16 protein-coding genes are annotated in these 18,510 nt (G+C 42.3%); 9 read left to right on the top strand and 7 right to left on the bottom strand.

Translation table 11 applies throughout. The annotated features are described in order from the left end of the window. Positions 1-44 precede the first annotated feature (44 nt). The gene (locus tag NG55_RS17315; protein ID WP_228129628.1) at positions 45-491 is read left to right on the top strand and encodes a hypothetical protein; all 447 of its coding nucleotides are present in this window, start codon (positions 45-47) and stop codon (positions 489-491) included. Between the two features lie 240 nt (positions 492-731). Here the strand turns inward: NG55_RS17315 and NG55_RS17310 are convergent, their stop codons facing one another. After that, a complete protein-coding gene (locus NG55_RS17310; RefSeq protein ID WP_005206151.1) occupies positions 732-1,607 on the bottom strand; it encodes a metal-dependent hydrolase in 876 nt (291 codons plus the stop codon). 116 nt (positions 1,608-1,723) lie between these two features. Here NG55_RS17310 and NG55_RS17305 point away from each other — a divergent pair, with 116 nt between their 5' ends. Continuing rightward, complete coding sequence (locus NG55_RS17305; RefSeq protein WP_023271374.1) at positions 1,724-2,746, top strand: AraC family transcriptional regulator; 1,023 nt, start codon at positions 1,724-1,726, stop codon at positions 2,744-2,746. A gap of 294 nt (positions 2,747-3,040) precedes the next feature. Here NG55_RS17305 and NG55_RS17300 read toward each other — a convergent pair whose 3' ends face one another. After that, entirely contained in the window at positions 3,041-4,372 is a 1,332-nt protein-coding gene (locus tag NG55_RS17300) for a Na+/H+ antiporter NhaC family protein (protein ID WP_065343936.1), read from the bottom strand. A gap of 276 nt (positions 4,373-4,648) precedes the next feature. Between NG55_RS17300 and trpA the strand changes: the two genes are divergently transcribed. The 5 genes from trpA (at position 4,649) to NG55_RS17275 (ending at position 9,731) form a co-directional block, all read left to right on the top strand. Beyond that, positions 4,649-5,452 (top strand): tryptophan synthase subunit alpha, encoded by an 804-nt coding sequence (gene trpA, locus NG55_RS17295; protein ID WP_005269294.1) that lies wholly within the window; start codon positions 4,649-4,651, stop codon positions 5,450-5,452. After that, positions 5,449-6,345 carry an acetyl-CoA carboxylase, carboxyltransferase subunit beta gene (gene accD, locus NG55_RS17290; RefSeq protein WP_016540642.1) on the top strand — a complete coding sequence of 299 codons (897 nt, stop codon included), beginning with the start codon at positions 5,449-5,451 and terminating at the stop codon, positions 6,343-6,345. Before trpA ends, accD begins: the two co-directional genes overlap by 4 nt. Next, on the top strand, positions 6,342-7,628 hold the full coding sequence (gene folC / locus NG55_RS17285) for a bifunctional tetrahydrofolate synthase/dihydrofolate synthase (RefSeq protein ID WP_065343935.1): 1,287 nt from the start codon (positions 6,342-6,344) through the stop codon (positions 7,626-7,628). The genes accD and folC overlap by 4 nt, the downstream gene beginning before the upstream one ends. Continuing rightward, complete coding sequence (locus tag NG55_RS17280) at positions 7,619-8,707, top strand: SPOR domain-containing protein (RefSeq protein WP_023271377.1); 1,089 nt, start codon at positions 7,619-7,621, stop codon at positions 8,705-8,707. The genes folC and NG55_RS17280 overlap by 10 nt, the downstream gene beginning before the upstream one ends. Positions 8,708-8,801: 94 nt before the next feature. Next, on the top strand, positions 8,802-9,731 hold the full coding sequence (locus NG55_RS17275; RefSeq protein ID WP_065343934.1) for a DUF6929 family protein: 930 nt from the start codon (positions 8,802-8,804) through the stop codon (positions 9,729-9,731). A gap of 140 nt (positions 9,732-9,871) precedes the next feature. Here the strand turns inward: NG55_RS17275 and NG55_RS17270 are convergent, their stop codons facing one another. The 3 genes from NG55_RS17270 to NG55_RS17260 all read right to left on the bottom strand — a co-directional run bounded on the left by NG55_RS17270 (position 9,872) and on the right by NG55_RS17260 (position 12,390). After that, a complete protein-coding gene (locus NG55_RS17270) occupies positions 9,872-10,456 on the bottom strand; it encodes a dual specificity protein phosphatase family protein (protein WP_016660167.1) in 585 nt (194 codons plus the stop codon). Then, a complete protein-coding gene (locus NG55_RS17265) occupies positions 10,456-11,265 on the bottom strand; it encodes an MBL fold metallo-hydrolase (RefSeq protein ID WP_016540637.1) in 810 nt (269 codons plus the stop codon). Before NG55_RS17265 ends, NG55_RS17270 begins: the two co-directional genes overlap by 1 nt. A gap of 489 nt (positions 11,266-11,754) precedes the next feature. Further along, entirely contained in the window at positions 11,755-12,390 is a 636-nt protein-coding gene (locus NG55_RS17260) for a peroxiredoxin (protein ID WP_065343933.1), read from the bottom strand. Positions 12,391-12,755: 365 nt separating this feature from the next. Here NG55_RS17260 and secA point away from each other — a divergent pair, with 365 nt between their 5' ends. Both secA and NG55_RS17250 read left to right on the top strand, forming a co-directional pair. Next, positions 12,756-15,488 carry a preprotein translocase subunit SecA gene (secA, locus tag NG55_RS17255; RefSeq protein ID WP_016540635.1) on the top strand — a complete coding sequence of 911 codons (2,733 nt, stop codon included), beginning with the start codon at positions 12,756-12,758 and terminating at the stop codon, positions 15,486-15,488. Positions 15,489-15,635: 147 nt separating this feature from the next. Continuing rightward, positions 15,636-16,040: a thioredoxin domain-containing protein gene (locus tag NG55_RS17250; protein WP_016540634.1), complete on the top strand. Its 405-nt coding sequence runs from the start codon at positions 15,636-15,638 to the stop codon at positions 16,038-16,040. 64 nt (positions 16,041-16,104) lie between these two features. On the opposite strand, the gene lpxO is transcribed toward NG55_RS17250, so the two are convergent. Next, positions 16,105-17,010, bottom strand: a complete 906-nt coding sequence (lpxO, locus tag NG55_RS17245; RefSeq protein ID WP_023271381.1) for a lipid A hydroxylase LpxO — start codon at positions 17,008-17,010, stop codon at positions 16,105-16,107. 163 nt (positions 17,011-17,173) lie between these two features. Then, entirely contained in the window at positions 17,174-18,484 is a 1,311-nt protein-coding gene (locus NG55_RS17240; protein WP_016540633.1) for an MFS transporter, read from the bottom strand. Positions 18,485-18,510 lie beyond the last annotated feature (26 nt).

Here is an 18,510-nt window from a genome sequence, read left to right as displayed (position 1 = left end):
GGGTGGTTAAATATAAAAACATGATTTTTAAGGAAAATTATTTTTTGAAGAAGCGTGAATCAAGCGTACAACAACATACATGTCATGTTCAATTTTTAAATTCAGTGTCAGCCAATCAGTTTTTCTTGCGACCTAAGCTTGCCGTACTTACATTTTTATTTCTATTGGGATGTTCTCATGAGAATAGTGATGTCTTTTTGACAAAAGAAATTCCAATGGCAAAAGTTGGAAGTCCTTATTATGCAGAAATACAGATGAAAGAATATGGTGTAATTGAAGATACTTTTGTTGTGGCATCAAATATTGATCAAAACAGTGGTTTGATTGTTTCATCAGATCAAGGGGAAAAACAATTTGCTCGGCATGCTTTGACGAAGATTGAGGGCACACCCACGAAGTCTGGTATTTATAAGATAAATATTTCTGGTACGGTCAGGGATGGATTAAAAGATTTTGATCAGGATTTTGTTTTAAAAGTTGAGGAAGAATAATTTTTCCTCGTCCCTGAATATATTCTCGCTGTTGTATTTAATGTTGCTGGTAAGTTTTTCATTAAATATTGCTTAAAAAATCATGTGTACTTTCTTGCAGATCATGTGAAGAAAGTACACCGTAATTGAAGACTTACTGATGAGGAGTGCAAGGCATTCTGCTTGTAGGCAATCCTTATTCAAACATTGAAATAAGAGCAATACCGAAATAAGATGATCTCATTGCAATATTGCCTTCGGTCATAGCCCTGCTTGCCAAAAAGCTTCACCCGCAGCAATCGGATCATTGGTTTTGGCTAAAGTATCAATCCAAACATCATACTGGCGAATAACCGGATGTTGATTTGGATGAAAATCTTTTTTAAACCAGTCGCTATATTGTGCTCTTTTTGCCGTTAAAATACCGTTGCGACCAAAGAACCACGGTAAACCTTTACGTGCCATATCAAAACGTTGTCTTAAGTTAAAACCATCGGTTTTGAGCATCACATCAGTACGATACAGGGTGAAGCCAAACATCATCACTGTGGTGAACACTAGGGCAAAGCGACGGGTGGCTTCAGGTACTTCACCAACTTCACGCATCACATCAAAAGCCACATCACGATGTTCCATTTCTTCAATCGCATGCCAAGCAAAAAGTGCACGTACAAAAGGATCAGCCTCTGCTAGGGTTTCTTTTTTACTATAAAAGGTATCGGCCATTAGCGCCGTTAAATGCTCGGCAGCTGCGGTCATGGCAATGTTGTATTGTGGTGAGCGATTCTTGAGCTCAAAACGAAAAATTTTCTTTAAACGCGTCGTGAACTGGTCTACAGGCATGCCTTGATCTTTCATGACTTGGTTCATTTTGTCATGCGCAATACCATGCTGTGCTTCCTGACGAATAAAATCAGCCACACGTTCCTGTAAGTCTGGATCATCAATTTTGTCACGGAATAAACGGACACATTCAATAAAGTAGCGCTCGCCATCAGGGAAGGTGAGGCTTAAAGCATCAAACATACGGGTACGGAACGGATCCCCCCCAAACCAGAAGCGTGGCGCTTGGTCGAGGTGGAAGTCCAGTTTGGTTCTGACAACAGGATCAACTTGATAGGAAACATGTGCATTCATCTTGACTATTCCTTGTTTTTCTTCATGTACTCAGTATGAAAAAAGTCCGATGAAATGTTTTGACAGTTACAGCCAAGTTTTATACAAATAACGACAGCTCAGGATGAGATTGCCCCATGTCAGTTAAAATAATTATTGGCTATTTGCGTTTGTTTAATCGTGTTTTACAACAGGAACAAATTGATTTGTCTAAAGTTGTTGCACCTGAACTTTGGCAAGCCTTTCAAGCCTGTTTGGAAAACCCCGATGAGCGTGACTTTGATGTCGAACGTTACGCCTTATTGTTACAGGCTGCTCAAGCACACTTTACTCGTCCGATTACTTTGGTATTGGCAGAGCATGCCAATTTACAAGATTTAGGTTTGATGGGCTATTTGGCATCGACCAGTATTGATCTACAGCAAGCCTTGCAATTATTACAACGTTACTATTCGCTGGTGTTTAAACAAACCAATTTAGAGCAGCTCGATGTACAGCAATTCTCTGAATATATCCAAATTGTTTGGAGTGCATCCTATAGTGATTATCGGGAAATGTATGAGCTCAATCTGGCCTTGATCTTTAAAATTTCGCAGTCGATTGTGCAAGATGCTTTAGTGCCACCGCAAATGATCCAATTTGGCTATGCGCCGCATACTGCACTTTATCATTTTGAAAAATTCTATGGTTGCCCGATTCAAATTCAGCAGGGGCAGTACGCCATCCGCTTTTCCAATCAAATTTTAAAGGCAAAAAGTATTGCCGCAGATCAGCAACTGAATCAAGTGTTATCCACTCAAGCGCAGCATTCATTGAATAGCGTGAGTTCTTTTGAAGTCCAACAGCAGCAATTTCGCCAAAAAATACATGGCTTTATCGAGCAAGGTTTATTGCAACAGGAAGAGGTATTGCAAAGTTATGTGGCGAAGCGTCTGCATTGTTCGGAACGAACGCTACAACGTCAGCTCAAAGCCCATGAGCTGAATTTTCAGGATGTGCTAGATCAGTATCGTTTGGAGCAGAGTAAGTTGTATTTGCAGCAAGGGAAGTCTTTTTCTGAAATTGCGGAGCGGTTGAATTATGCGGATCAGAGTGCGTTTGGACGGGCGTTTAAGCGTTGGACAGGCGTTACGCCCAAGCAGTTTTTGAAATCACTTTAGATTTTAGATCAGACTGCTAATCAAACTTTTAATTAATAAGTGAGTTTAGCTAAGATTGTTTAATTGATGAATAATCAGATAGGTTTGATATTTCCCTTACTTTTCAGGGATGAAAAGTAACAAAAATCCTCTGTTGGACTGACGGTACGTCCTGAGCAAATTTTCAAGCACTGCTTTGAAATGCAGCGCAAGGCCAGTCCAACGGGCGACATCCATGTCGCCTGTCACGATAGTAGATTCTTGTCTAAATTAAAGCGTTATTGAGAGTGGGATTTGATCAGTAACCCAAACTTTCTATTGGTTTTTTAAACGTGGATAATTAAAGACAATTGCAAGGACTGCACAAACCGCAAGAATCCAGCAATAGTAGATATTGCCAATCAACTCAATTGGAGAGAGTTTGGCAATTGAACAGGCAAGCAGTAGTTGTGCGCCGTAGGGAATAATCCCTTGAACCACACAAGAAAAAATATCCAGTAAAGCCGCGCTACGTTTTGGATCAACCCCATATTCTCTGGCCACTTCACGTGCCATATCGCCAGATAAAATAATCGCGACGGTATTGTTGGCCACAAATAAATTCGAGAAGACCACCAGAAAGCTAATCCCGAATTCACCAGCACGTTGTTTACCGAATTTGAATAGACGTGTAATGGCATAGATCCGTTGGATCAACCACTGCAAACCACCTTCTTTTTGCATCAGGGTGGATAGTCCACCCAACAACATGGAAAGTAATGCCACCTCAAACATGCTAACAAAGCCATCATAAATCGCACTATTCAGTTTGAGAAGGTCAAAATCTGGTTTCTCAATCAGTCCCATCAACCCAGATAGAATTACTCCAATCATCAGCACTGCCAAGACATGCAGACGGGTAAAGGCGAGGAAAAACACAGCCAGATAAGGCAGAATCAGCCAGAGATCATAAGGCTGTGATTGAATCGCTTCCGCTTCGTGGCTCATTGAAATATAAACCAATAAGGTAATAATGGCCGCAGGGAGGGCAATCCAGACATTGACTCTAAATTTATCTCTTAATTCAACATTCTGGCTACGGGTTGCGGCAATGGTGGTGTCTGAGATCATCGATAAATTATCACCGAACATAGCACCACCGACTACAGCACCAATGGCATAGACGGGTGCAATATCAGTGGCTTGGGCGAAACCAAAGGCAATCGGGGCACAGGCTGCAATGGTGCCCATTGAAGTTCCCATCGCGGTTGCAATAAATGCAGCAATGATAAACAGCATAGGTAACACAAATTGTGGCGAAATCAGTGAAAGCCCTAACTGTACGGTTGCATCGACGCTGCCTATAGCACTGGAGACACTGGCAAAAGCACCCGCTAACATAAACACCATAAGCATTAGAACCAGATTGGGATGACTGGCGCCCTGCAAAAAATCTTCGATGGCTACGTTGAGTTTTTGTTTATATAGCAGCAAAGCTAAAATAACGGCTGGAATTGCGGCTACAGGTGCTTTGACTTGATAGAAGGCAAATTCTGTCCCGATCATTGAATGATAGACACCACTCCCGAGAAAGATGATCAAAAATACCAATAGCGGTAGCAAAGCAAGGGCATTGCTTTGTACTTTTTCCTGAGAGTGGGCAGACATAAAAATAAAAAGAAAACTTAAAAATTGCGGCTAGTATAAAGGAGCTTGGCTGATTTCTAAAATGCGATGAGATAAGCCCAAAATTAGGAAGCTTTGATCATTGAGAAAAAACTCAAAATATAGATAAATGTACACGAGGCGTTGTAAGTCGCAAGATTCACGGTCGCAATCACGTCAAACTCTGTTCAATGAACAAAAAATAGCGTTACAATGCAGTGTTTTTGTATGACTACAAACAACTCCTCAATTTATATAAATCAAGGAAAGCATAATCCTATGTCACGTCTTGCCACTCGTTTTGAACAGCTTAAATCTCAGCAACGTAAAGCGCTTGTTTCTTATGTGATGGCAGGTGACCCGCATCCACAAGTCACTGTTCCTTTACTTCATCAAATGGTTGAAGCAGGGGTCGATGTCATTGAACTGGGTCTACCATTCTCTGACCCAATGGCGGATGGTCCTGTGATTGCCTTAGCCGCTGAGCGTGCTTTGGCCGGTGGAACCAATACTTTAGATGCATTGGATATGGTGAAAGCCTTTCGTGAAAAAGATCAAACCACACCAGTCGTTTTGATGGGATATTTAAATCCAGTTGAAGTGATTGGTTATGAAAAGTTTGTTGCTTATGCGAAAGACTGTGGTGTTGATGGAATACTTTTGGTGGACTTACCGCCAGAAGAATCAAAGCAATTAGGTGAAGTTCTTAAACAAAATGGAATGGATCAGATCTTCTTGCTTGCACCAACCTCAACCGATCAACGTATCCAACATGTGGTCAATCAAGCCAGCGGCTTTGTTTACTATGTATCACTGAAAGGTGTGACCGGTGCAGCGACATTAGATACCTCTGAAGCGGCGGCGCGTATTGCAAAAATTAAGTCGAAGACCAATGTCCCTGTGGGTGTCGGTTTTGGAATTAGTGATGCAGCGTCTGCAAAAGCGATGGGTCAAGTTGCTGATGCCGTGATTGTAGGAAGTGCTTTCGTTAAATCTTTTGCGACATTGCCAGCGGATCAAGCTGCGCAACAGACGGTGAATAAAGTGAAGGAGCTTCGAGCTGCGCTCGATGAGTTAGTATGAGTCAAGAGTTAACATCAGGGAAGGTTCTTAGCCCTTCAACACCTTGGACAGAGCGTCATGTTCCTGGTATTCAGGTTGTAGATCAACAGCAAACATTCAAAGCAACGTTTACTGAGCCGACCATTGAATGTCCTGAGTGCCATGCACTGGTAACACGTACCGCAATGTCATTTAATGCCTATGTATGTCCTCAGTGTGATGAACACTTACGTATGCGCGCACGTGATCGTTTGAACTGGTTCTTTGATCAGGTGAATGGAGAGCTGGGCCAAGAATTTAGTGCCAAAGATCCATTAAAATTTGTGGATAGCAAAGCTTATCCAGATCGTATGCGTGAAGCGCAAGACAAAACGGGTGAGACTGAAGCACTGGTGGTCATGCAGGGTTCGTTGAAAGGCCTAGACCTGATTGCATGTGCTTTTGACTTTGACTTTATGGGCGGTTCGATGGGAACTGTGGTCGGAGACCGTTTTGTACAAGCGGCTGAACGTGCGATTGCCTTACATCAACCGATGATCTGTTTTGCTGCTTCGGGTGGTGCACGTATGCAAGAAGGCATGTTGTCTTTGATGCAGATGGCGCGTACAGCAGCTGCGATTCAAAAAATGAAAGAAGCACGTGTTCCATACTTAGTGGTACTCACTCATCCTGTTTATGGTGGTGTGACCGCTTCATTGGCAATGCTCGGTGATGTACATATTGCTGAACCAAAAGCGATGATTGGCTTTGCGGGTAAACGTGTGATTGAACAAACCGTGCGTGAAAAACTGGAAGAACCGTTCCAACGCGCAGAATATTTGCTTGATCATGGTGTGGTCGATCAAATTGTTCATCGTCATGCATTACGTGATACTGTATACAGACTTGTCGCTAAGCTGATGAATTTACCTTGAAACCACTCGCTCCACATGCAACAGATACATTAACAACATGGCTCGATTATTGGGGCCATGTTCACGTTACAGGCATTGATTTAGGCTTAGAACGCGTTATTCCCGTCGCTGAAAGGTTGGGGGTAATGCAACCACAAGCGAAGGTGTTTACCGTCGCAGGAACCAATGGTAAAGGCTCGACCACGACGACTTTGGCTGCAATTTTAAATGCACAAGGGTATAAGGTGGGGCTGTATCAGTCACCGCATATTTATCGTTTTAATGAACGAGTTAAATTGACAGGTACAGAGGTAGATGATCAAAGTCTGGTCGATGCGTTTGTTTTAGTGGATCAAGCCCGCCGTGAGTGTGGTTTAAGTTTATCTTTTTTTGAAGCAACCACTTTGGCTGCTTTTGTTATTTTTAAGCAGCAACAATGTGATGTTTGGGTACTCGAAGTTGGCTTAGGTGGTCGTCTTGATGTGGTCAATGTGATTGACCCCGATATTGCCGTCATTACCAATATTGGTTTAGACCATGTCGATTGGTTGGGTGATACCGTCGAAAAAATTGCATTTGAAAAAGCTGGTATTATCCGTTCAAATATTCCAGTCGTTTTTGCAGGTCAGCAGCAACTGCCGCAAGCCATTCAAGAGAAAGTGGCTGAAACCCAAGCGCAGTTATACGCCTTAGATCGTGATTATTTTTATCAGCTCAATGATGATGGTGAAACCTGGTCATTTGCATCCTCGGGTACGACCTTAAGACTTCCAGTTGGACAACTGGCCTTAGATAATATTTCCACTGCAGTCGCAGCCGTACTGGTGAGTGGTGTTGAGGTTTCTCAGCAAGCGCTTGCCAGCGGGATTCAGCAAGCATGCTTACAAGGGCGTTTTGAAATACGTCAGATTCAAGATAAAACCGTCATTTTTGATGCTGGCCACAATGCGCATGGCGTCGAATTTTTATTGAAGCAGTTGCGAAAATTCCTAAAATACAATAAACAGTACACAGAAGTTGTTGCAGTATTTTCAATGTTGGCTGATAAAGACATTCCATCGGTCACTGATTTACTAAAAACAACAGTAAAAGATTGGTTTATTGCTAATTTAGATGTGCCGAGAGCCGCACCAGTGCAACAAATCCAAGAAGCACTGCAAGGGCAACAGGTGCATGAGTTTGGCAGTATCCAGCAAGCGTTTGAAACTGTGCTGAAACAAGGTCATAACAATCAGCTGATTTTAGTCTGTGGTTCGTTTCATACTTTAGAAGCGGTCTGGGAGTATTTAGAAGAATGTCGATGAATAACAAACAACGCTGGATGGGTGGCGTTGTTCTATTAGGTGGTGGTGTTTTATTGGCAGCATTGCTTCTGAAAGGTAATGAAGAAATAGAGCAAGATCAGACTCAAGCGACCGTTACTCATCCGATTCCCAAAACAGAGTCTAAGCCAAAAACAGCTCAGCCTGCTCAAGAGAGTGAAATGGTTTCTCTACAACCTTTGGCGGTTGATGTTGAAACCGAAAAGCGTTTGCTTGAAGAACAACGTCGTTCACGTGAGAAAGCGGTGGCTGAACAAGAAGCACGTGCCGCTGAATTTTTAAAGATGCAGCAGCAGGCTGAAGCAGCAGCAGCGCGTAAGGCAGCCGAAGAATATGCAGCGATTAATGCGCGTCGTGCAGCTGCTCAGGAAAGTTCAGACAACATTCCGCCAGAGCTTGTTGAAGATGAGAAAGCCAAGGCACAGCGACTTGCAGATGAAAAGAAGCGCGCTGAGCAGCAGAAAACAACAGCTCAACAGAAGTCTGATGCTGAAAAGAAGTTAGCTGAGGATAAGCGTAAAGCCGAAGCTGACAAGAAAGCAGCTGAAGATAAACGTAAAGCTGAAGCGGATAAGAAAGCAGCTGAAGACAAGCGTAAAGCTGAAGCTGACAAGAAGGCAGCTGAAGACAAGCGTAAGGCAGAAGCGGACAAAAAAGCCAACGAAGACAAACGTAAGGCAGAAGCTGACAAGAAAGCAGCAGAAGACAAGCGTAAAGCTGAAGCAGACAAGAAAGCCGCCGAAGATAAACGTAAAGCAGAAGCAGACAAGAAAGCCGAAGCTGAAAAAGCACGTGATCTGATGGAAAATGGTGATAAGAAATGGATGGTACAAGTGGCGCTAGCCGCAAACCAAGCCAATGCGGATGCGGTCGTGTCTAAATTACGTGCCAAAGGTTATAAAGTGACGACGAGTCCAACCTCGAAAGGGATTCGGATTATGGTTGGCCCAGCCAAGGACCGTGACATTGCTGATGCAACCCGTAAGAAAATTACCACAGATGAAAGCTTAAATATGAAATCGGCTTGGGTGATTGATTGGGTTCCGCTTGATCAGCGATAAACGTTGATCATCCCCTAGATCAAATCAGGAACACATCACAGGCTTTATTGATGCTGTGAGTGTTCCATCAAAATTAAATAGGGGACTCGCGATCATGAATACAGCGATCAGAATATTAGAACGATTTGTTTTTACAAAAGATTCTGAGGTTAGTGCACTGTCTGGTGTCGCCTGTATAGGGGACGATGTTTACTTTGTGGGTGACGATGTTCGTTACTTATTAAAAACCAATCGAAACAATAACCTGACTAGTGCCGCGGTTTTTGAAAAAGTTCCGTTATCTGAGTCGTCTGAGCAAATATCACTTAGCATATTGAGCAAAGCAAAAAAGCCTGATTTTGAAGCATTAAGTTGCATAACCTTGGATGGCCAACAGCAGCTATTGGTGATGGGATCAGGTTCTACCGAAAATCGGAAACAAGCATTACTTTATAATCCATCTAACAATCAAATCCGCATTTTTCTGGATGCAGTTGATTATCACTTTTTGGAAAACAGTGTTGAATTAACGGGTGGAGCAGATCTCAATATAGAAGCCATCTGTTCAGACGATCGTCATCTGTATATTTTTCAACGTGGCAATATTAATCGCCATCATGGTGTTTTAGTCTTTGATTTAGCTAAAATTCAAGCAGGAAAATCGTTAGAAAATGCGCTTATCAACTCGCTTAATCTCAACTTGCCTGAGATCGAGGGTGCTGCAAGTGGGATTTCTGATGCCTATTTTTTTGTGGATAAAAATCTAATAGTGGCCACGGCAGCGGTTGAGCAAACATTAAATACCTATGATGATGGTGATGTGCTGGGTAGTTTTATCTTGGTATTCTCACCTGATGGTAAAGCTTTAGCGACGCATTTGATTCAAGATGCAAAAGGGCAGACGCTGCCAATCAAGGTTGAAGGGATTACATGGCTCGAGTCAAGGTCTGATGGCGAAGTCTTTTTATTAGTGACAGACAGTGATGGCGGTGAGTCTGAAATTTTGAAGGTCTTACTCAGCCACTCCGCTTTGGAAACATCATAACGGTAAACCCTATTGTTTGATGGTCATTTGTGTTTGAATTGTGCTCAGTGATTAATAAGAATAAAAACAACAAATAAGTTGCTGCTCGAGCCAACTTATTTGCTTAATAATCACGCTTGCATAGCAAAGCAATCCAGTCTTTAGCTACTGGAATGTGATAGTTGTTGCCGAATCCATTTGACATTGTCAGGCGTAAATAAGTGATCAATGTTTTTCCAGATCACATGGAAGCCATAACCGCCTTGTTTCATTTCTTTGACCGCATCTTCAATTGACCAGTTTTCAAAAATAATACGATACATGGCAATGTTTGCCCCTGTACGATCTGAACCGTGGTAACAGTGAATTAATACTTTTTGATGATTTTGCTTGGCCGTTTGAATCGCTTGCATGGTCTGTAAGAGATCTTGACGGTTAATCGCCCATGTATAAATCGGAATATGCACCAGATTAAAAGGCTGATCTTTTAAAACTTTGGCATCTTCATTTCTGGCTCTAAGATTGATAACCGTATCAATATTATAGTGTTTTAAACTCGGAATGAGTTCAGTGCTGGGTTGATCGCTACGAAAGACATCATCGCTAATCTGATAAAAGTTATGCGTATGGGAAATCAATGTTCCCCAGTTTTTGGGGCGTTGTTCATCATTTAGGCTGGCATGCTTCATGCAGCCGCCCATACTGAGCGTAGAAATGAGCACGAGGCTCAGGAGTGTTTTCTTCATTACTGATAGCGACTGAATTCGACTGGATCGTGGGCACAAATTAACTCAATGCTTGGCTCATGTTGAGCGAGATATTGTAACTGTTTTAGATTTTGCAAACGCAGTTGGTTATCTTCGGCCAATAAACGTTCTGTCAGATCCAAGGCTCTCAGTTTATTTTTCGGATTGAGCTCTAGATGGGTGTAATAGGCATCACCACAAAATAGCATCCAACCATCCGCCTTTTTGATCGCAATACCACAATGTCCTGCCGTATGCCCGATCAAGGGAATCATTAAAATTTCATCTTGAAATAACGGAAGCCCTTGGACTTTTTGCAGGTTAAACCATGCTTCGCCATCATTATGCTCAGCAAAGTTCCAGTGACGATGTTGTTTAAATTGCTCTGTCTTATAGCGAAGTTTGCCTTTGGTTGTGAGGGATTGGGTGGCATTAAACTCGGCAGCTAAAAGATGTACTGTCGCATTGGGGAAATCTGAAATTCCACCCGCATGATCAAAATCTAGATGGGTCACAAAAATATGTTGTACATCACTCGGATTAAAACCGAGTTTTTGAATTTGCTGAATAGCGGTGAGTTTTAGATTTGGCACAATCGAACCAAATCGTTTGAGCAAAGGCCCTAAGCGTTGTTCTGTATGCAAATAATCTTGAAGACCTAAGCCTGTATCAATTAAAACTAAGCCACGGTCTGTTTCAATCAGCAGGCAGTGACAAACGAGATGTGCTTTCCAGCCTTTTTGTCCAAACAGCGGTGCACAAGACGGGCAGAAGCTGCCACAATGCAGATGATGAATATTGTAGATCATGATGCTTTTTTTATTGTGTAGCGGATCGAATTGTTTTTATAACCGATTGATTCAGAAATACCAAAACAATTTTAGCTTGGATATAAAAAAGCCTATCTGGGGGATAGGCGGAGCGATTGTTATTCAATCTTATTCGAGTTATTCATTGCAGACGTGATCGCGCTTTAATCTCTTCACTCACAGCATAGCTGTTCGACTTCTTGCGAAGCTTGAGCCGCTTCTCAGGAACGAGCGTTGCTTGTCTTTATTGCTACGCACTGCGTTTGTCTTGCACTGCGATTAAAGCATACGCTTTAATTTCTTAACTCACAGCATAGCTGTTCGACTTCTTGCGAAGCTTTAGTCGCTTCTCAGGAACGAGCGTTGCTCGTTTTTATTACTACGCACTCCGTTTGTCTTGCACTGCGATTAAAGCATACGCTTTAATTTCTTAACTCACAGCATAGCTGTTCGACTTGCGTTTCGGAACGAGCGTTGCTCGTTTGATCCTCACTCAGGCTGTGGTGTGAGTCGTAAATACGGTTTGACGGCCTTATAGCCTTTCGAGAAGCGTTGTTTGATTTCTTCTTCATCTTTCAATGATGGCACAATCACAACATCTTCGCCCTGTTGCCAGTTTGCCGGAGTTGCCACTTTATGCTTGTCTGTTAATTGCAGTGAATCGACCACACGAAGTACTTCATTGAAATTACGACCTGTTGATGCTGGGTAGGTAATAATCAAACGAACTTTTTTGTTCGGATCAATAATCACCAATGAACGTACGGTTAAGGTTTCACTGGCATTGGGATGAATAAATCCATACAGTTCAGACACTTTACGGTCTTTGTCGGCAAGGATCGGAAAATTAACCGTGGTGCTCTGTGTCTCGTTAATATCTTGAATCCAGCCTTTATGCGACTCAACATCATCCACAGACAGTGCAATGGCTTTTACGCCGCGCTTGTCAAACTCATCTTTCAACTTTGCCGTATAGCCGAGTTCGGTGGTACAGACTGGGGTATAGTCCGCAGGATGGGAAAAAAGGATTCCCCAGCTATCCCCTAAAAAGCCATAGAAATCAATATCTCCTTCACTTGATTGTTGTTGGAAATTCGGGGCAATGTCGCCTAAACGTAGTGTCATGATCAGTCCTCTATACATTCTTTATGTTTTCTATCTCCAATTAATATGCAGCATCTACTTTATAAATAAAATTATTGTTTTTGTATTTTGTTATGAACTTTTGAGATATAGATTATTGATCTTGTAAAAAAAATGATCAGAAATTCACATTCAAGTCGATGTAAGTTAAATGCAAATTTGCTACATTAACGCATCTTTAGTGATGTGACGTCAGAATCGCCTCGCAGATTTTTTTGCCTGTTTGAATGCAAAGCACTTGTAGTTCTTATTTCTGACTCCATAATAACAGCTAAGAAAAAATTAACCGACCTAGGGTTTGTTGAAATTGACAAACCTTATAACAAACAGGATTAGAGAGTTTATTCATGTTGGCAAGTCTGATCGGAGGTATCTTCGGTACAAAAAATGAGCGTGAGCTCAAACGCATGCGTAAAATTGTTGAACAAATTAATGCGCTTGAACCGACGATATCTGCTCTTAACGATGCAGACCTCTCTGCAAAAACTCCAGAATTCAAACAACGTTTTAGTAATGGCGAAAGTTTAGATAAGCTTATGCCAGAAGCGTTTGCGGTGTGTCGTGAAGCAGCAAAACGCGTCATGGGCATGCGCCATTATGACGTGCAGTTGATTGGTGGTATTACCTTACACGAAGGTAAGATTGCCGAAATGCGTACAGGTGAAGGTAAAACCCTGATGGGTACTTTGGCTTGTTATCTCAATGCATTAAGTGGTCAAGGCGTTCATGTGATTACAGTGAACGACTACTTGGCACAACGTGATGCTGAGTTAAACCGTCCATTATTCGAATTTTTAGGTCTTAGCATTGGTGTGATTTACTCGATGCAAATGCCGGATGAAAAAGCACAAGCCTATACTTCCGACATTACCTACGGAACTAACAATGAATTTGGTTTCGACTATCTTCGTGACAACATGGTGTTTTCTCTGCAAGAGAAAAAGCAACGCGGTTTAAGTTATGCCATCATCGATGAAGTCGACTCAATCTTGATTGACGAAGCACGTACGCCGTTGATTATTTCAGGTCAAAGTGAAGATTCATCTCATCTTTATCAACTGATTAACAGCATTCCTCCAACATTACGTCCACAGAAAGAAGAAAAAGTGGCTGATGGCGGACATTTCTGGGTTGATGAGAAACAACGCTCAGTTGAAATGACTGAAGTTGGTTATGAAACAGTTGAACAAAAACTGATTGAAATGGGCTTGTTGGCTGAGGGTGAGAGTCTGTATTCAGCAACTAACCTCAACTTGGTTCACCATGTCACCGCTGCGATTCGTGCGCATTATCTTTATCAAAAGAACGTTCATTACATTATCGGTGTGAATCCACAGACGCAAAAAGAAGAAGTCATTATTGTGGATGAAAGCACGGGTCGTACCATGCCAGGTCGTCGTTGGTCTGAAGGTCTGCATCAAGCGGTTGAAGCCAAAGAAAACATGGAAATTCAACCTGAAAACCAAACGCTTGCAACCACAACTTTCCAGAACTATTTCCGTCTGTATAAAAAGCTTTCAGGGATGACCGGTACTGCCGATACTGAAGCTGCTGAAATGAAAGAAATTTATGGCCTAGACGTTGTGATTATTCCAACACACCGTCCAATGGTTCGTAAGGATCATAACGATTTAATTTATTTAAACCGGAATGGTAAATACACTGCGATTATTGAAGAAATTACCAATATTCGTCAGCAGGGTGTTGCACCGATCTTGATTGGTACAGCAACGATTGAAGCCAGTGAAATCTTGTCTTCTAAATTGCTACAAGCGGGTATTCATCACGAAGTCTTGAACGCAAAACAGCATGAACGTGAAGCAGATATTATTGCGCAAGCGGGTAGTCCAAATGCGGTAACGATTGCCACCAATATGGCGGGTCGTGGTACCGATATTTTGCTGGGTGGTAACTGGAAAGCCAAGCTTGCCAAAATTGAAAACCCAACCCCAGAAGATGAAGCACGCTTACAGGCACAGTGGGAAAAAGATCACGAAGACGTTTTAAGTTCAGGTGGTTTACATATCATTGGTTCAGAGCGTCATGAATCACGTCGTATTGATAACCAGTTACGTGGTCGTGCAGGCCGTCAAGGTGACCCAGGTGTATCTCGCTTCTACTTGTCACTTGAAGATGATTTGATGCGTATCTTCGCGGGTGATCGCGTGGTTGCCATGATGCGTGCAATGGGCTTGCAAGAAAGTGAAGCAATTGAACATAAAATGGTCAGTCGTTCAATCGAAAATGCACAGCGTAAAGTTGAAGCACGTAACTTTGATATTCGTAAGAACTTATTGAAGTACGATGATGTGAACAACGAACAGCGTAAAATCATTTATTCACAACGTGATGAAGTTTTAGCTGAAAGCACACTTCAAGATTATATTGAAGAAATGCATCAGGAAGTGGTGAAAGGTCTGATCGCAAACTTTATTCCACCAGAGTCGATTCATGACCAATGGGATATCGAAGGCTTGGAAAGTGCCTTACAGAGTGATTTAGGTATTGAGCTGCCTGTACAGCAATGGTTAGACCAAGATCGTCGTTTGGATGAAGAAGGTTTAGTGGCTCGGATTTCTGATGAAGTCATTAATCGCTACCGCCAACGTCGTGAGCAAATGGGGGATGATTCAGCAGCAATGTTGGAACGCCACTTTATGTTGAACTCACTTGATCGCCATTGGAAAGATCATTTGGCTGCGATGGACTATTTACGTCAAGGGATTCATTTACGTGGCTACGCACAGAAAAATCCTGAGCAAGAGTACAAGAAAGAAGCATTCAACTTGTTTGTAAATATGTTGGGTGTGATCAAGTCCGATGTTGTGACCGATCTCTCTCGTGTTCATGTACCAACGGCAGAAGAATTGGCAGAACTTGAAGCACAGCAACAACGTCAGGCGGAATCAATGCGTCTGTCGTTTGAACATGATGATGTCGATGGTTTAACGGGCGAAGTGACGGCTTCTGAAGAGATTGAAAATGTAGGTGATACTGCATTCCCAGTACCTGAAAGTCGTAATGCACCTTGCCCATGTGGTTCAGGCTTAAAGTATAAGCAATGTCACGGTAAAATCTAAGTTTCGACTTGATTTAGGCTGAAATAAAAAAGCAGAGCATTGGCCTCTGCTTTTTTTACGAGAATTTACTTGAGTCCAGACACGCTTTGTAGTTTCATTATTGGACTTACAGATCTTGATTGAGTTCGCATTAAAAGCGGGAAGACAATGAAAAAACCATTACAACTTTTAATTTTGGCAAGTGCGGCGGTATCGGGTTTTGCATTTGCAGACGATGCGCCACAAACCACGACTGTGGATAAAGTCTTAGCGGCAAAAGGCACCAATACAGCTGAAGCACAAGTCAAGCGTGAAGTCACAACTGTGATTAGTCCACGTACTGGCATTCGCTATACTCTAGGTGATACAGGCAACCGTCCAATCGTATTGCAAACGGCTGCAATTGCGCCTGCAAACTCTGCCAATATCAACCGTATTGTGGCATCAAATCCTGCATTATCTGCACAGAGCCAAGAGAAAGCCAAGGTTGCTTTAATTGGTGAAACAGCTGTTCAAGCGGCCAACGCTGCGGCGGCACAAACAGCAGGTACACAGACTGCAAAAGCAAATTAATTTCAATTGATTTGAAATAAAAAAAGAGATGCAATCGCATCTCTTTTTTTATGAATGAATTTTATTATAAGAAGCTTGGAAGCAAAATTAGACCGATTAAAATAGCAAATAGCAACCATTTGGATACATAGTAGAGTGGGCGATTGCGCTCTTTTAAGCCACGACCATAGTGATGCACGGCATAACCATATTTGAAAATACGGTTGATAAAACCAGTTTTGTCTTGGTCATCATTGGGTGAGCTTGCCGCAGACATGACATTGCGACCAAACCAGTGATTGAATGTCTGTGCCCAACCCCATTTCATCGGACGTTCGATATCACAGAATAAGATAATACGAGTTTCATCGGTTTTATTTTCGGCCCAATGTACAAAGGTTTCATCAAAGACTGTGGCTTCACCATCTCGCCAGCTATAACGCTCTTGATCGACTTCAATAAAGCAATCATCGCTATTGGGTGTCACGAGACCGAGGTGATAACGTACTGAACCTGCATAAGGGTCTCGGTGCTTACCCAAGTAACTGCCAGAAGGGAGTTCGGTAAACATGGCAGCTTTGACTGACGGAATGCTTTCCAATAAGGCCACTGTTTTTGGGCAAAGTTGTTGCGCTGATGGATGGCTGTCTTGATACCATTTCAGATAAAAGCGTTTCCAACCGCGTTTAAAAAAGGTGTTAAAGCCGGCATCATTGTTTTTTTCAGACGCTTTAATTTGGTTCTGTAGTTGGATGGCCTCTTCACGAATCACTTGCCAATTATCTTGTAGTGGTTTGAGTTCAGGAAACTGCGCTACATCGAAGAAAGGTTGGTTCGGCAATTTAGAAAAGCCAGTCATAAACATATTGATTGGCGCTAAAAATGTCGAATGGTCAAATAATTGTCGAGATGCTTTTAATCGTTCTTTGCCTCGTAAATAAGTATACAAAAAGCTGACTAAAAATACGGCAACGATAATCACTGCGTACATAACACAATCGTCTAAAAAAAATGAAGGCGGTTATTTTAGCACAAAAGATATTTGGAAGAATGCAGTTGTAAAAGCAACTTTATAAGATAAAAACTATGAAATTAAATGGTATTTCAGATGATCTGAGCGGTGATATTTCTCAGATCATCTGAAAAAATAATGATTAAATTTGGTTATTTACATCATCATGTTTGGTTTCACGAATCATTAAAAATGCAATTAAAGAGAGGATCGACGCTAAGCTGAGGTACAAACCCACTGCGCCTAAGCCATAACTTTCTGCCAACTTAGTCGCAATATACGGTGCAAAGGATGCACCAAAAATACCAGCCAAGTTAAAGGTTAAAGCTGAACCTGTATAACGAACTGAGGTTGGAAAAATCTCAGACAGGACCGTACCGATTGGGCCATAGGTCAAGCCCATAATCGAAAGACCGATACATAAGAACAAGAACACCAGAATTGGGCTACCTGAGCCGAGTAGTGGCGCAAAACACAGTCCGAACAAGGCTGAAAGAATACACACGACAATCGAAGTATTTTTACGACCAAATTTCTCTGCAAAAATTGCAGATAGAGGAATAAAGGCAGCAAAACAGAGGGTTGCAAACAGTTGTAATACCAAGAAGTCACCGCGTGCATAGCCGAGTTTTGTTGTTCCCCAGTTCAAGGCAAATACGGTGGTGAGATAAAACACCACAAAGGTACAGATTGCGGCAATCGTTCCAAGTACCAACATCGGCAAATGTTTGGTCATCACTTCTTTAAAAGGGATATTTACTTCTTTCTGCTTATTCAAGACCTTTTGAAAAGCGGGGGTTTCATGTAGTTTTAAACGGATATAGAGACCGACCAAAACCAATACTGCACTTGCGATAAATGGAATACGCCAGCCCCAAGTCATAAAGGCTTGTTCGGACATAAAGGCATTGAGTAATAGGAATGAGCCTGTCGCAAGGATAAAGCCGATCGGGGCGCCTAATTGTGGAAACATGCCATACCAAGCGCGTTTGCCCTCTGGCGCGTTCTCAGTGGCTAGCAGTACAGCACCACTCCATTCACCACCTAAGCCTAAACCTTGGCCTAGACGGCATAGGGCAAGCAATAGCGGTGCAGCCAAACCAATTTGTGCATAGGTCGGTAACAGGCCAATACAGACGGTTGAAATCCCCATCGTGAGCAAGGCTGCAACCAGCGTGGCTTTGCGTCCGATTCGGTCACCCAGATGTCCAAAGAGTGCTGCACCAATGGGACGAGCAATAAAGGCAATCGCAAAGGTTGCCAGTGATTTGAGTACCGCAGCACCATCGCTACTTTCAGGGAAAAATAAATGTGGAAAAATCAATACTGCTGCTGTGGCATAGATATAAAAGTCAAAAAACTCAATCGTGGTACCGACTAGACTGGCAAATAATACTCGTACTTTTGAATTGCTGGCCACTTCTGGAGTGGCAGTCGTAGTGCTTGACGACATACAAGACCTTCATGTTATTCATTCAA

The sequence above is a fragment of the Acinetobacter gyllenbergii genome, from assembly GCF_001682515.1.
Lineage (GTDB): Bacteria > Pseudomonadota > Gammaproteobacteria > Pseudomonadales > Moraxellaceae > Acinetobacter > Acinetobacter gyllenbergii.
This window is presented reverse-complemented; position numbering and strand designations above follow the sequence as displayed.

Excerpts from the sequence above, each read along its gene's own strand:
- NG55_RS17310 (WP_005206151.1), bottom strand. The coding sequence starts at position 1,607 with ATGAATGCACATGTTTCCTATCAAGTTGATCCTGTTGTCAGAACCAAA.
- NG55_RS17305 (WP_023271374.1), top strand. The coding sequence starts at position 1,724 with ATGTCAGTTAAAATAATTATTGGCTATTTGCGTTTGTTTAATCGTGTT.
- NG55_RS17300 (WP_065343936.1), bottom strand. The coding sequence starts at position 4,372 with ATGTCTGCCCACTCTCAGGAAAAAGTACAAAGCAATGCCCTTGCTTTG.
- trpA (WP_005269294.1), top strand. The coding sequence starts at position 4,649 with ATGTCACGTCTTGCCACTCGTTTTGAACAGCTTAAATCTCAGCAACGT.
- accD (WP_016540642.1), top strand. The coding sequence starts at position 5,449 with ATGAGTCAAGAGTTAACATCAGGGAAGGTTCTTAGCCCTTCAACACCT.
- NG55_RS17280 (WP_023271377.1), top strand. The coding sequence starts at position 7,619 with ATGTCGATGAATAACAAACAACGCTGGATGGGTGGCGTTGTTCTATTA.
- NG55_RS17275 (WP_065343934.1), top strand. The coding sequence starts at position 8,802 with ATGAATACAGCGATCAGAATATTAGAACGATTTGTTTTTACAAAAGAT.
- NG55_RS17270 (WP_016660167.1), bottom strand. The coding sequence starts at position 10,456 with ATGAAGAAAACACTCCTGAGCCTCGTGCTCATTTCTACGCTCAGTATG.
- NG55_RS17265 (WP_016540637.1), bottom strand. The coding sequence starts at position 11,265 with ATGATCTACAATATTCATCATCTGCATTGTGGCAGCTTCTGCCCGTCT.
- NG55_RS17260 (WP_065343933.1), bottom strand. The coding sequence starts at position 12,390 with ATGACACTACGTTTAGGCGACATTGCCCCGAATTTCCAACAACAATCA.
- secA (WP_016540635.1), top strand. The coding sequence starts at position 12,756 with ATGTTGGCAAGTCTGATCGGAGGTATCTTCGGTACAAAAAATGAGCGT.
- NG55_RS17250 (WP_016540634.1), top strand. The coding sequence starts at position 15,636 with ATGAAAAAACCATTACAACTTTTAATTTTGGCAAGTGCGGCGGTATCG.
- lpxO (WP_023271381.1), bottom strand. The coding sequence starts at position 17,010 with ATGTACGCAGTGATTATCGTTGCCGTATTTTTAGTCAGCTTTTTGTAT.
- NG55_RS17240 (WP_016540633.1), bottom strand. The coding sequence starts at position 18,484 with ATGTCGTCAAGCACTACGACTGCCACTCCAGAAGTGGCCAGCAATTCA.